Source organism: Haemophilus sp. C1 (assembly GCF_001276515.1).
Taxonomy (GTDB): domain Bacteria; phylum Pseudomonadota; class Gammaproteobacteria; order Enterobacterales; family Pasteurellaceae; genus Haemophilus.
Window position 1 is genome coordinate 19,252 of sequence record NZ_LDVZ01000021.1, and the last position, 13,999, is coordinate 33,250.

At 40.3% G+C, this 13,999-nt stretch carries 8 protein-coding genes and 1 pseudogene; 7 read left to right on the forward strand and 2 right to left on the reverse strand.

What is annotated here, in order from left to right; translation table 11 throughout:
* Positions 1 to 271 precede the first annotated feature (271 nt).
* Positions 272 to 2,110: a dihydroxy-acid dehydratase gene (ilvD, locus tag ABW51_RS07890; protein WP_005644516.1), complete on the forward strand. Its 1,839-nt coding sequence runs from the start codon at positions 272 to 274 to the stop codon at positions 2,108 to 2,110.
* 80 nt (positions 2,111 to 2,190) lie between these two features.
* Positions 2,191 to 3,732: a threonine ammonia-lyase, biosynthetic gene (gene ilvA, locus ABW51_RS07895; protein WP_053466294.1), complete on the forward strand. Its 1,542-nt coding sequence runs from the start codon at positions 2,191 to 2,193 to the stop codon at positions 3,730 to 3,732.
* Positions 3,733 to 3,770: 38 nt separating this feature from the next.
* Here the strand turns inward: ilvA and dnaE are convergent, their stop codons facing one another.
* Complete coding sequence (gene dnaE / locus ABW51_RS07900; RefSeq protein ID WP_053466295.1) at positions 3,771 to 7,250, reverse strand: DNA polymerase III subunit alpha; 3,480 nt, start codon at positions 7,248 to 7,250, stop codon at positions 3,771 to 3,773.
* 231 nt (positions 7,251 to 7,481) lie between these two features.
* Between dnaE and ABW51_RS07905 the strand changes: the two genes are divergently transcribed.
* Positions 7,482 to 9,134: a phospho-sugar mutase gene (locus tag ABW51_RS07905; protein WP_053466296.1), complete on the forward strand. Its 1,653-nt coding sequence runs from the start codon at positions 7,482 to 7,484 to the stop codon at positions 9,132 to 9,134.
* 63 nt (positions 9,135 to 9,197) lie between these two features.
* On the opposite strand, the gene ilvC is transcribed toward ABW51_RS07905, so the two are convergent.
* On the reverse strand, positions 9,198 to 10,676 hold the full coding sequence (gene ilvC, locus ABW51_RS07910) for a ketol-acid reductoisomerase (RefSeq protein ID WP_053466297.1): 1,479 nt from the start codon (positions 10,674 to 10,676) through the stop codon (positions 9,198 to 9,200).
* A gap of 680 nt (positions 10,677 to 11,356) precedes the next feature.
* On the opposite strand from ilvC, the gene ilvY reads away from it, so the two are divergent.
* The 4 genes and pseudogenes from ilvY to ABW51_RS09880 all read left to right on the forward strand — a co-directional run.
* The gene (ilvY, locus tag ABW51_RS07915) at positions 11,357 to 12,235 is read left to right on the forward strand and encodes an HTH-type transcriptional activator IlvY (RefSeq protein WP_053466298.1); all 879 of its coding nucleotides are present in this window, start codon (positions 11,357 to 11,359) and stop codon (positions 12,233 to 12,235) included.
* A 31-nt stretch (positions 12,236 to 12,266) separates the two neighbouring features.
* Complete coding sequence (gene rarD, locus ABW51_RS07920) at positions 12,267 to 13,145, forward strand: EamA family transporter RarD (protein WP_053466299.1); 879 nt, start codon at positions 12,267 to 12,269, stop codon at positions 13,143 to 13,145.
* Positions 13,146 to 13,463 carry a thiosulfate sulfurtransferase GlpE gene (gene glpE, locus ABW51_RS07925; RefSeq protein ID WP_053466300.1) on the forward strand — a complete coding sequence of 106 codons (318 nt, stop codon included), beginning with the start codon at positions 13,146 to 13,148 and terminating at the stop codon, positions 13,461 to 13,463.
* Between the two features lie 43 nt (positions 13,464 to 13,506).
* Positions 13,507 to 13,782, forward strand: a pseudogene (locus tag ABW51_RS09880) (ABC transporter ATP-binding protein); the annotation flags it as partial.
* Positions 13,783 to 13,999 lie beyond the last annotated feature (217 nt).

Here is a 13,999-nt window from a genome sequence, read left to right on the forward strand (position 1 = left end):
CATTTATAAACTTAATTTTATCGAATAATTTCTTCGTATCATCTTCTGCCAAATCTCCCCTTCCCCTCTTTGCTAAAGAGGGGGAAGAACGAGCGAGATTTTGTATCATTGTTCTACTTTGATATGGCAAATATAAATTAGTCAGATGACAGCAAATTTATAAAGAAAATCCCCTCTTTAGCAAAGAGGGGAAGGGGAGATTTGGCAGTCTCAATTAACGAAGAAATTAGTAATACAAACAAACCCTAAAATTTACTCGGAGAGATTATTTATGCCAAAACTACGTTCAGCGACCAGTACACAAGGTCGTAATATGGCGGGCGCACGTGCCTTATGGCGTGCAACAGGGATGAAAGAAAATGACTTTGGTAAACCGATTATTGCGGTGGTGAACTCTTTCACTCAATTCGTACCTGGGCATGTGCATTTAAAAGATATGGGACAGCTTGTTGCTGCTGAAATTGAAAAAGCGGGCGGCGTAGCAAAAGAATTCAATACTATTGCGGTGGATGATGGTATCGCGATGGGACATGGCGGGATGCTTTATTCTTTACCAAGCCGTGATTTAATCGCTGATAGCGTGGAATATATGGTCAATGCACACTGTGCTGATGCGATGGTATGTATTTCCAACTGTGACAAAATCACCCCAGGAATGTTGATGGCTGCAATGCGCTTAAACATTCCGACAATTTTTGTCTCAGGCGGCCCAATGGAAGCAGGCAAAACAAAACTTTCTGATCAATTAATCCGCTTAGATTTGGTTGATGCGATGATTGAGGCTGCCGATCCAAATGTGTCAGATGAACGTATTGATGCCATTGAACGTAGCGCTTGCCCAACTTGTGGTTCTTGCTCAGGAATGTTTACCGCAAACTCTATGAACTGCTTAACTGAAGCCTTAGGTTTATCTTTACCTGGCAATGGTTCCATGTTAGCCACTCACGCAGACCGTAAAGAATTATTCTTAAAAGCTGGTCGTCAAATTGTTGAGCTTTGCAAACGTTATTACGAACAAGATGATGCAAGCGTATTGCCTCGTTCAATCGGTACCTTTGATGCCTTTGAAAATGCAATGAGCCTCGATATCGCAATGGGTGGTTCAAGCAATACTGTTTTACACTTATTAGCGGCAGCACAAGAAGCAGGCGTAGATTTTAAAATGGAAGATATTGACCGTTTATCTCGCAAAGTACCTTGTTTAAGCAAAATTGCACCAAACACCAATAAATACCACATGGAAGACGTACACCGTGCAGGCGGTATTATGGGATTGTTGGGGGAATTAGATCGTGCAGGATTAATTCATAAAAATACACACACCGTGCTTGGAATGAGCATGGGAGAACAACTAGACCAATACGATATTATTCGCAATCAAGATGAAGAATTACATAAATTCTTCCGTGCAGGCCCTGCAGGCATCCGCACAACTCAAGCATTCTCACAAGATTGTCGTTGGGATACCGTCGATAATGATCGTGTAAACGGTTGTATTCGCAATAAAGAAAATGCGATCTCTCAAGAAGGTGGCTTAGCCGTATTATTCGGTAATCTCGCTGAAGACGGATGTATCGTTAAAACCGCGGGCGTAGATGAATCTATCTGGAAATTCACCGGCACGGCAATCGTATTTGAAAGCCAAGAAGATGCGGTTGCAGGAATTTTAGGTGGTAAAGTTAAAGAAGGTCATGTCGTTGTTATCCGTTACGAAGGCCCTAAAGGCGGACCTGGTATGCAAGAAATGTTATACCCAACCAGTTACTTAAAATCGATGGGCTTAGGCAAAAAATGCGCTTTATTAACGGATGGCCGTTTCTCTGGTGGTACATCAGGCTTGTCTATTGGACACGCATCACCAGAAGCTGCTTCTGGCGGTGCAATAGGCTTAGTACGTGATGGCGATATTATCAACATTGATATTCCAAATCGTGCAATTAACTTAGAAATCAGTAATGAAGAACTCGCAGCACGCAGAGCCGAACAAGATCAAAAAGGTTGGCAGCCTGCTCACCGTGAGCGTGAAGTATCTTTCGCATTGAAAGTATTCGGTCACTTTGCGACCTCAGCGGACAAAGGTGCGGTACGCGATAAAACATTATTAAAATAATTTAACGGTTCCCCCTCTTTCATAAGAGGGGGATAAAACAAAGGAAAAACTAACCGCACTTCATCATAAAAACAAACACTATGAAAAACCTACTCACCAATCCTCAACCTTCTCAATCAGATTATATCAATGCCATTGTTAAACTTGGTTCGCGCGTATATGAAGCTGCGCAAGTGACCCCTTTACAAAAAATGGGAAAACTTTCTGAACGACTGCACAATAATATCTGGATTAAACGAGAAGACCGTCAGCCAGTAAATAGTTTTAAACTACGAGGCGCTTACGCAATGATTTCTAGCCTTTCAGCAGAACAAAAAGCAGCTGGCGTAATAGCGGCATCTGCAGGTAACCATGCGCAAGGCGTGGCATTATCAGCGAAACAATTAGGCTTAAAAGCATTAATTGTTATGCCACAAAATACCCCGAGTATTAAAGTAGATGCAGTGCGTGGTTTTGGCGGTGAGGTACTGTTGCACGGTGCTAATTTCGATGAAGCCAAAGCAAAAGCGATTGAGCTTTCAAAAGAAAAAAATATGACATTTATTCCACCATTCGATCATCCATTAGTGATCGCAGGACAAGGCACGTTAGCGATGGAAATGCTACAACAAGTGGCCGATTTGGATTATGTGTTTGTACAAGTCGGCGGTGGTGGGTTAGCTGCAGGTGTGGCAATTTTGCTTAAGCAATTTATGTCAGAAATTAAAATTATCGGTGTAGAATCAAAGGATTCTGCATGCTTAAAAGCCGCTCTCGATAAAGGCGAACCAACAGATTTAACCCATGTTGGATTATTTGCAGATGGCGTTGCCGTAAAACGCATTGGTGACGAAACATTCCGCCTATGCAAACAATATCTTGATGATATGGTATTGGTCGATAGTGATGAAGTGTGCGCCGCAATGAAAGATTTGTTTGAGAACGTTCGTGCTGTAGCAGAACCATCAGGTGCGTTAGGTTTAGCCGGTTTGAAAAAATATGCGAAACAAAACTATATTGAAGGCAAAAATATGGCGGCAATTTTGTCTGGCGCAAATTTGAATTTCCACACATTACGTTATGTATCTGAACGTTGTGAAATCGGTGAAAACCGAGAAGCTTTATTAGCCGTGACCATGCCTGAACAACCCGGTAGTTTCTTAAAATTTGCTTATGTATTAGGTAACCGAGCTGTAACCGAATTCAGTTATCGTTATGCAGATGATAAACGTGCTTGCGTGTTTGTAGGAGTAAGAACGACAAATGAGCAAGAAAAAGCAGATATTATTGCAGACCTCACTAAAAATGGTTTTGATGTTGAGGATATGTCTGATGATGATATTGCGAAAACGCATGTTCGCTATTTAATGGGTGGTCGCGCAGCCAATGATAATGAACGCTTATATACGTTCGAATTCCCAGAGCAAAAAGGTGCGTTATTAAAATTCTTGGAAACGTTGCAAAATCGTTGGAATATTTCATTATTCCATTATCGTGCCCACGGTGCGGACTATGGAAATATCCTTGCTGGTTTCCAAATTGAAGAACACGAACAAGCAGAATTTGAACAGACACTTGCCCAACTCAATTATGTTTTTGAAGATGTAACAGAAAGCAAATCTTATCGTTATTTCTTACGTTAATCTTATAAAAAAGGCGTGATATTTTTCACGCCTTTGTCTTATTCAAATTCTAATTCCACCGCACTTTCACCAAGTAAATTCACCAATTCCGTCAGAATTTCATCTGTTGGAATGATCGACCATTGCACACCCAAACGTAACAACGCACGACCTTTCGGACTTTGATAATACACGTTAATCGGCAACGTTCCACCACTCACTGGCTCAAGTAATGCTTTAAGTTGTTTAATGAAACTTGGTGTAATTTGATGCTCAGAAAGACTAATAGCTAAGGATTTGACATAACGAGAACGAGCCTCATCTAAGGTCATTAACTCTCGCACCGTCATTTTTAAGCCACCAGAGAAATCATCAAGGCTCACCTGTCCAGAAGCAACAATCACCGTATCTTTTTGTAATTTCTCACCAAATTGTTCTAGACTTTCACCAAATAATGTTAAATCTAAGCGACCTGAACGATCATCCAATGTTGCAATACCTAGACGATTGCCTTTTTTCGTCATCGCAATTCTCGATGCCACAACTAGCCCCGCCACAGTGCTAATTTGTCCACGGCGATTTGGTGCAAGATCTTTCAATCGCGTCGATGTGTAATGAGAAAGCTCTTTCAAATAACGGCTAACAGGATGGCTACTTAAATAAAGCCCTAAGGTTTCTCGTTCACCATCAAGAATTTGTTTTTCAGTATAAGGCGGTGTATTGGCGTAGGCATTTTCCACTTCTTCATGGGTTTCAGTCAGCACGCCGAACATATCCGTTTGCCCCATTGCTTCATCTTTCGCATGCTGATCAGAAGCTCTAAGCGCATCTTCCAAATTCTTAGAAAGTGCGGCGCGATGTGGGCCTAATTTATCAAAGGCACCCGACATAATTAGGCTTTCAAAGGTACGACGGTTAATTTTTTTCAAATCTACACGAGCGCATAAATCGAATAAATCTTTGAAAATCCCCCCTTCATTTCTTGCTGTCACAAGTGCTTCAATCGGGCCTTCTCCTACCCCTTTAATCGCGCCAATACCATATACAATATCACCTTGTTCATTGACGCTAAAATGGTGTTTGCCGATATTAATATCTGGTGGCGTTACTTTTAAGCCCATACGTAAACATTCGTCGTACAAACCTACGATTTTATCCGTGTTATCCATTTCAGATGTCATTACCGCTGCCATAAATTCTGCAGGGAAATGAGTTTTGAGCCAAAGGGTTTGGTAAGACACCAAGGCATACGCAGCGGAGTGAGATTTATTAAAACCATAGCCAGCAAATTTTTCCACCAAGTCGAAAATCTTCATGGATAGCTCGCCATCTACGCCGTTTTTCTCCGCACCTTCTTTAAATACAGAACGCTGTTTTGCCATTTCCTCTGGCTTTTTCTTACCCATTGCACGACGCAATAAATCAGCCCCACCCAAGGTATAGCCAGCCAACACCTGCGCAATTTGCATCACTTGTTCTTGATACAAAATAATACCGTAAGTCGGCTCAAGAATAGGTTTCAAGCTTTCATGTTGATATTCTGCATCTGGGTAAGACACTTCTTCTCGCCCATGTTTACGGTCGATAAAGTTATCCACCATACCTGATTGCAGCGGACCAGGACGGAACAATGCCACCAACGCAATGATATCTTCAAAACAGTCAGGTTGCAGGCGCTTAATCAAATCCTTCATACCACGCGATTCCAACTGGAACACAGCGGTGGTTTCAGAACGTTTAAGTAATTCAAAAGATTCAGGATCATCAAGTGGAATGGCAGCAATATCTACTCTAGGCTTGCCTTCACGCACCATACGAGCATTAATCATATCCAATGCCCATTTAATGATAGTGAGAGTACGCAAACCTAAGAAGTCGAATTTCACAAGCCCCGCATATTCCACATCATTTTTATCAAAGTGAGTAACAGGATGTAAGCCTTCATTATCACAATAGAGCGGTGCAAAATCAGTAATTAAGGTTGGTGAAATGACCACGCCGCCAGCATGTTTACCTGCATTACGCGTCACACCTTCCAACTTACGCGCCATATCAATCAACGCTTGCACTTCTTCATCGCTATCGTAGGCGGTCTGTAATTGTGGCTCAGCTTCAAATGCTTTCGCAAGCGTCATACCAGGATCTGGCGGAATTAATTTCGAAATACGATCAACGAAACCATACGGATGCCCCAATACGCGCCCCACATCACGAATCACCGCTTTTGCTGCCATCGTACCAAAGGTAATAATTTGCGATACCGCGCCACGACCATAAGTTTCTGCAACGTGTTCAATCACTCGGTCTCGACCGTCCATGCAAAAATCCACGTCAAAATCGGGCATAGACACACGTTCTGGATTTAAGAAACGTTCAAAAAGCAAATCAAACTCTAGCGGATCTAAATCCGTGATTTTTAATGCGTAAGCTACTAATGAACCAGCACCAGAACCACGACCCGGCCCAACAGGAATGTCGTTATCTTTCGACCACTGAATAAATTCCATTACGATCAAGAAATAACCAGGGAATCCCATTTGGTTAATCACATCCAGCTCAACTTGCAAACGTTCATCATATTTTGGTCTTTTTTCTAACCGCACTTTTTCATCAGGAAATAAAAAAGCTAAACGTTCTTCCAAACCTTCTTTGGCTTTTTGCACCAAGAAATCTTCTGTACTTAAATCTCCCGTCGGGAATTGAGGCAAGAAATATTGACCAAGGCGCAAAGTGACACTACAACGCTGTGCAATTAATAAGGTATTTTCGAGAGCGGAAGGAATATCAGCAAATAACTTGCACATTTCGTCTTCGCTGCGGAAATATTGTTGTGGGGTATAACGTTTTGGACGTTTAGGATCATCTAAAGTATAGCCATCGTGAATTGCTACGCGAATTTCGTGGGCTTCAAAATCCTCTGCATTCAAAAACATCACATCATTAGTTGCGACTAGTGGTAAATTACAACGTTCTGATAATTTCAAAGCTGCTTGAATATAACGTTCTTCATTGGGGCGACCAGTACGACTTAATGCCAAATAAAAATGATCGGCAAAAAATTCTTGGTAAAAAGCGACCGCACTTTCAATTTCGGCTACGTTTTCTTTCAACAATTTTTTACCTACATCGCCTTGCGTCCCCCCTGACAAAATAATCACGCCCTCGCGATGTTCAATTAACCAATCTTGATCAATATAAGGTAAATCGTTATAACCTCGTTGATAAGCCTTTGATAACAATAAAGTAATATTTTTATAGCCTTCATTATTTTTAGCCAGCAAAGTAAGATCAAAGTATTCATCGCCACACAATGTACTTTTTACTTTTACATCTGCACCGATAATTGGCTTCATACCCGAAGAAAGCATTTCCCCATAAAAACGCACCACACCACAAAAATTAGTAAAATCCGTTAATCCCATCGCGACCATTTCATTGGCAGCACAAGCTTTCACGAGAGATTTTACTTTGACGATACTATCAATCATCGAAAAATCTGTGTGCGTGCGAAGATGGACGAAACGAGGCTGGGATGACATTGAAAATCCTTAAAGTGCGGTTAAATTTTGCCGTAAATATTGAGGCGGTATTATAGCGAATTTTTCAAATAAATGCCTATGCAACAAATGGCTTTCCTAATTCGCTCAGATAACCGATTGCGTGAATAAAAAATGTTAAGTAGATCAAAATTTTAATAATTATCCGTTCCCATTTTGGGTGATTTCGGCTAGTCTAGCAGCGATTTATTTCAAGAAAATAAGGATGATCCTATGACAACTCTTTTTCATGTAGCGCAAAATTGGTTAAACCAAGATCCTGACGCAGAAACTCGTGCAGAGTTAACCGCACTTTTGGAGGCGGCAAAAGGTGGAGATAAAGCGGCAGAAGCAGAATTGCACGCACGTTTTGATGGTCGTTTACAATTTGGTACGGCTGGTTTACGTGGCCGTTTACAAGCTGGCTCAATGGGGATGAACCGAGTTTTAGTTTCTCAAGCAGCCGGTGGTTTAGCTGAATATTTAAAAGATTACGATAAAGAACCATCAATCGTAATTGGTTACGATGGTCGTAAAAACTCTGATGTTTTTGCCCGTGACACCGCTGAAATTATGGCGGGTGCAGGCGTAAAAGCTTATTTATTACCACGCAAATTACCGACTCCAGTTTTAGCTTATGCTATCCAATATTTTGATACCACTGCGGGTGTAATGGTGACAGCAAGCCATAACCCACCTGAAGATAACGGCTATAAAGTATATTTGGGCAAAGCAAATGGTGGCGGTCAAATCGTTTCACCGGCAGATAAAGACATCGCAGCATTAATTGATAAAGTTGCGGCAGGCAATATCCAAGATTTACCACGTAGCGATAATTATGTGGTGTTAAATGATGAAGTGGTAGATGCCTACATTGCAAAAACTGCATCATTAGCTAAAGAGCCAGCTTGCGACATTAACTATGTTTATACCGCTATGCACGGTGTTGGCTATGAAGTTTTAAGTAAAACACTGGCAAAAGCAGGCTTACCACAACCTCACATAGTAGCCGATCAAGTTTGGCCAGATGGCTCATTCCCAACGGTGAATTTCCCAAATCCAGAAGAAAAAGGTGCATTAGATTTAGCAATTAAAGTGGCAAAAGAAAAGAATGCTGAATTTATCATTGCTAATGACCCAGATGCAGACCGTTTAGCTGTTGCTGTGCCTGATGCACAAGGCAATTGGAAATCACTACACGGCAACGTGGTCGGCTGTTTCTTAGGATGGTACTTAGCAAAACAATATCAAGGCAAACAAGGCACATTGGCTTGCTCGCTTGTTTCTTCTCCTGCACTCGCTGAAATTGCGAAAAAATACGGTTTCCAATCAGAAGAAACCTTAACTGGTTTCAAATACATCGGTAAAGTATCTGGCTTATTGTTTGGTTTTGAAGAAGCATTGGGCTATTTAGTTGACCCAGATAAAGTACGCGATAAAGATGGTATTTCTGCAGCAATCGTGTTCTTAGATCTTGTGCGTAACTTGAAAAAACAAGGCAAAACTTTAGCGGATTATGCTGATGAATTTACCAAAGAATTTGGTGCTTATGTAAGTGGACAAATCTCTATTCGAGTCAGCGATCTTTCAGAAATCGGAAAATTAATGACCGCACTTCGTAACAATCCACCAGCAGAAATCGCTGGCGTGAAAGTGGCACAATTTATCGATCATACTAAAACAGATCGTCAAAGCGATATCCTTGTATTTAACTTAGAAAATGGCGGACGCTTAATTGCTCGTCCTTCAGGTACTGAGCCAAAAATTAAATTCTACTTAGATGCGCGCGGTAAAGATCCAAAAGATGCCGATCGTGTATTAGCAGAATTTGATGAAGGTGTTCGTCACATTCTTCGCCAAGATGCTTATGGCAAACAAGATTGCTAATTGCTTCTAAAAATAACAATCCGCACTTTTTACGTGCGGATTGTTATTTGGTTTAATTCAGTACTAACCTGCAACGGCGATACGTTTCATATCCGTCATATAACCACGTAATTCTTGACCGATTAATTCAACAGGGTGGTTACGAATTGCATCGTTTACATCGCGTAAGGTGATGTTATCGATTTCCACTGCTGGAGTAGGTTCGCCTAAGTCGCCTTTTTGAAGGTTAGGGATAATTTCTTTTGCAAGAATTGGGGTCGCTACGTTAGAGAATAAGTAGTTACCATATTCTGCAGTATCAGAAATTACCACGTTCATTTCGTATAAGCGTTTACGTGCGATGGTGTTCGCAATTAATGGTAATTCGTGAAGTGATTCGTAGTAAGCTGATTCTTCATAAATACCGCTAGCAACCATTGCTTCAAAAGCTAATTCCACGCCAGCTTTTACCATTGCGATCATTAATACGCCGTTATCAAAGTATTCTTGTTCGCTAATTTTGCCATCATATTTTGGCGCATTTTCAAAGGCGGTTTTACCTGTTGCTTCACGCCATGCGAATAAGTCTTTATCGCCATTTGCCCAGTCAACCATCATTGTTGCAGAGAAGTGACCGCTGATGATGTCATCCATGTGTTTGTAATATAAGAAACCAAGACTTTCTTTGATTTGTTCAGCAAGTTCAAATGCACGTAATTTTGCGCTGTTTGATAGGCGATCCATCATTAATGTGATACCGCCTTGTTTTAACGCTTCGGTAATCGTTTCCCAACCGTATTGGATTAATTTACCTGCGTATGCAGGATCTTTACCGTCTGCCACTAATTTGTCATAACATACGATAGAACCTGCTTGTAACATACCGCAAAGGATAGTTTGCTCACCCATTAAGTCAGATTTTACTTCTGCCACGAATGAAGATTCTAAAACACCTGCTTTATGACCGCCAGTTGCAGCAGCCCATGCTTTTGCGATCGCCATGCCTTCGCCTTTAGGGTCATTTTCAGGGTGAACCGCGATTAATGTTGGCACGCCGAAACCACGTTTGTATTCTTCACGTACTTCTGTACCTGGGCATTTTGGCGCCACCATCACAACCGTAATGTCTTTACGGATTTCTTCGCCTACTTCAACAATGTTGAAACCGTGTGAATAACCAAATGCAGAGTCTTTTTTCATTAAAGGCATCACATCAGCAACCACTTTAGAGTGTTGTTTGTCTGGTGTTAAGTTTACGACTAAATCTGCAGTTGGAATTAATTCTTCATAAGTACCTACTTTAAAACCATTTTCAGTTGCGCGTTGGAATGATGCACGTTTTTCTGCAATCGCTTCAGGGCGTAAGGCATAGCTAATATCTAAGCCAGAATCACGCATATTCAAACCTTGGTTTAAACCTTGTGCTCCACAGCCTACGATAACGATTTTTTTGCCTTTTAAGAAGTTTGCTTCATCTGCAAATTCTTCGCGATCCATAAAACGACAACGACCTAATTGGTCTAATTTTTGACGTAAATTTAATGTGTTGAAATAGTTAGCCATTTTTTGTCCTTAATTGTGTAAGGTGAATAATTGTATGATGTTGTGTTTGCATATTTTTTGTTGTGGTTTGATTATAAGATTTTTTGTTGTTGCGTAAAGTGATATTATGGGAATGTAATGTTGCGATTTATGCAATTATTTTGTTTTTTGTGAATTGCATCGTATTTCGCTCGATGAGTGACCTACTTTCTTTTACTCGTGTAAAAGAAAGTAGGCAAAGAAAACACGCCCCAATTAAATCGCAGTTCTTTGCTTTGTTTCAATTTTCTTAACGGCAATTTGCTGAACTCGCTATGCTCAAACAGACGCAAATTGCCTGAAAATTGAAAGTCGCAAAGGCGATTTATATGGGGATCAGAATATATCAGAGCGTTATTAAAAAGTGCGGTTAGTTTTCTGGTATTTTTTTAAAATACGCTAAATTTTACCCGCACTTTAAATTGAAGAAAGAACAAATTAGCTCCCTTCTTTGCCGCCTGAAAAATTGGAAATTTGTAGGAAATTTTCGTCTGTCTGAGCGTAGCGAGTTCAGAAAATTTCCGTTAAGCAAATTTCCAATTTTTCAGGAAATAAGGCAAAGTAGGGCGTGTTTTCTTTTTGCCTACTTTTGCTTTGCACGAGCAAAGAAAAAGTAGGTCGCCGTCAGGCGAAACCCTGACTTAAATAAAATAGATATTATTATGGACTTCAACGATCTCAACTTATTCATCAAATTATCAGAAACCCAAAACTTCGCTAAAACCGCCACCCAAAACCACATGTCCCCCTCTACGTTATCCCGTCAAATTCAACGGTTGGAAGACGAGCTAGGGAAAACGCTTTTTATCCGTGATAATCGCCAAGTTAAACTCACTGAATATGGCGAGAAATTTTTGCAATTTGCTAAAACAGAATGGCAAAGCTGGCAACAATTTAAACAACAACTCAAAGATGAATCAGATGAACTTTGCGGTGAAATTAAACTTTTTTGCTCTGTAACCGCATCTTATAGCCATCTTCCGCACGTACTTAAAGAATTTCGCCAGCATTATCCTAAAGTGGAAATTCAACTGACGACGGGCGATCCAGCGCTTGCATTAGAGTTGATTCAAACCCAACAAGTTGACCTCGCCATTGCAGGTAAGCCGAATAATCTGCCATCCAGTGTGGCATTCCATAAAATTGATGATATTAGCTTGTCTTTAATTGCACCGCGAGTGGCTTGTTTGGCGACACAATTACTGCAGGAAAAGCCCATTAATTGGCAGCAAATGCCTTTTATTTTCCCTGTTGAAGGGCATGCTCGGCAGAGGATTGAACAATGGCTGCGGGAGAAACATATTAAACATCCGAAAATTTATGCTACCGTTGCGGGGCATGAAGGGATTGTTCCAATGGTTGGATTGGGATTCGGATTAGCGATGTTGCCTGATGCGGTTATTGACAATAGCCCAATGAATAACCAAATTTCCAGACTTAATCTCGATAAGCCTATTGAGTCTTTTGAATTGGTTATTTGTACCCAAAAAAGGAATCTCGAACAACCCTTAATCCGTGCATTTTGGGCGATGTTAGAATAGAATGATTGGCTGTTTAGAATAAGGATTTCTTATGTTTAAAGGTGTTCTCGTTTCATTACTTGCCTCATTTTTATTTGGCTATATGTATTATTTTTCTACACTACTCAAACCTTTGAGTGGTACGGATATTTTTGGTTATCGGATGATTTTTACGTTTCCCTTTGTTGTCCTTTCCGTGTTTATGTTTAAGCAGAAAAATGCGTTGATTCATCGCTTAAAACTCATCAAAAAACAACCGCACTTGGCATTGCCCTATCTATTTTGCGGCTTATTAATGGGTTTTCAAATGTGGCTTTTTCTTTGGGCGCCGAATAATGGCAGTTCGTTGAGCGTGTCTTTTGGTTATTTGCTTTTGCCTATTGTGATGGTGGCGGCAGGTCGCTTAATTTTTAAAGAACGTATTTCAACATTCAAATTTATTGCAGTCGTAATTGCCGCATTGGGTGTGATTTCTAATATTGTGTTAAAAGGTGGGCTTTCTTGGGAAGCTATTGTGATTTGTGTTGGCTATACCACCTATTTTTCCATTCGAAAAGCATTAAAAAATAGCGATCTCGCCTCTTTTTGTTTAGAGATGTTAAGCCTAATTCCAATTAGCATTTATTTTGCGTTACAAACAGATTTCGCTGTAGTCGAACAAAGTAATTCTAATATTTGGGGGCTGCTTGTATTGCTTGGATTAATTAGCGGCACGGCATTGATTGCTTATGTGATTGCCAGCAACATGTTACCGATGAATTTGCTTGGGCTACTTGGCTATGTGGAAACCATTATGATGATTTTTGTATCGTTTTTTATCGGTGAACAAATTGACGCCGAAAGCTACCCACTTTTTATTTGTTTAGTCATCGCGATGATTCTTGTTATGATTGATGGCGTGTACAAACAGCACGCAAAAGGAAGTTTATAAATGTCATTTAAAGAAATCACGCCACAACAAGCTTGGGAAATGGTTCAGCAAGGGGCAGTGTTAGCCGATATTCGCGATGATGCCCGCTTTATCCACTCGCATCCTAAAGGTGCTTTTCATTTAACAAATCAAAGTTTTTTGCAATTTGAAGAGTTAGTCGATTTTGACTCACCCATTATTGTGAGTTGTTATCATGGCGTGAGTAGTCGAAATGTGGCAACTTTCCTCGTTGAGCAAGGCTATGAAAATGTGTTTAGTATTGTTGGTGGATTTGATGGTTGGGAGAAAGCAAATTTACCAGTAGAAAGAGAATATTAATTTAAATTGTAAAAATATATTGAATTAAGAATTTTATTCATGATTGTATTTAGTAAACTATCCAACAAATTGGCAGGTATCTTGGGTGAATCAAGAAACGCCTGCATTGGATATTTCTGCGATTGATAATGTAATTCAAGGGGATCGTGAATATTGTCATTTACAACAGGAACTTGAATAGGCAAATGAACCTAATGACGGCAACGCAATTGCGCGTATTCATGAGCAATTCGCGCAGACAATTCAATCCTGCGCAGTTTCTTTGTTGCATGGTTTAGGATTCAGCCAAGAAGAAACAACCTATACAATGAAAGTTTTTTTTCAAAAACGCATTTTTGTTATTGTAAGGAAAAATTTTTACTGTAATATGTTCAAGAATTATTATCATTTATATTTTTAGGTATTAAGTATGATCAATTTTAAATTCAACTTACTTGCTTGTTCAATTGCATTGAATGTGGGTATCGCTTATGCTGTCCAACCAACCAACCAACCAACCAACCAACCAACCAACCAACCAACCAACCAACCAACCA

What these genes read in the sequence shown, in the direction of transcription:
- ilvA (WP_053466294.1), top strand. Translation starts at nt 2,191, where the DNA reads ATGAAAAACCTACTCACCAATCCTCAACCTTCTCAATCAGATTATATC.
- ilvY (WP_053466298.1), top strand. Translation starts at nt 11,357, where the DNA reads ATGGACTTCAACGATCTCAACTTATTCATCAAATTATCAGAAACCCAA.
- ilvC (WP_053466297.1), bottom strand. Translation starts at nt 10,676, where the DNA reads ATGGCTAACTATTTCAACACATTAAATTTACGTCAAAAATTAGACCAA.
- glpE (WP_053466300.1), top strand. Translation starts at nt 13,146, where the DNA reads ATGTCATTTAAAGAAATCACGCCACAACAAGCTTGGGAAATGGTTCAG.
- ABW51_RS07905 (WP_053466296.1), top strand. Translation starts at nt 7,482, where the DNA reads ATGACAACTCTTTTTCATGTAGCGCAAAATTGGTTAAACCAAGATCCT.
- ilvD (WP_005644516.1), top strand. Translation starts at nt 272, where the DNA reads ATGCCAAAACTACGTTCAGCGACCAGTACACAAGGTCGTAATATGGCG.
- dnaE (WP_053466295.1), bottom strand. Translation starts at nt 7,250, where the DNA reads ATGTCATCCCAGCCTCGTTTCGTCCATCTTCGCACGCACACAGATTTT.
- rarD (WP_053466299.1), top strand. Translation starts at nt 12,267, where the DNA reads ATGTTTAAAGGTGTTCTCGTTTCATTACTTGCCTCATTTTTATTTGGC.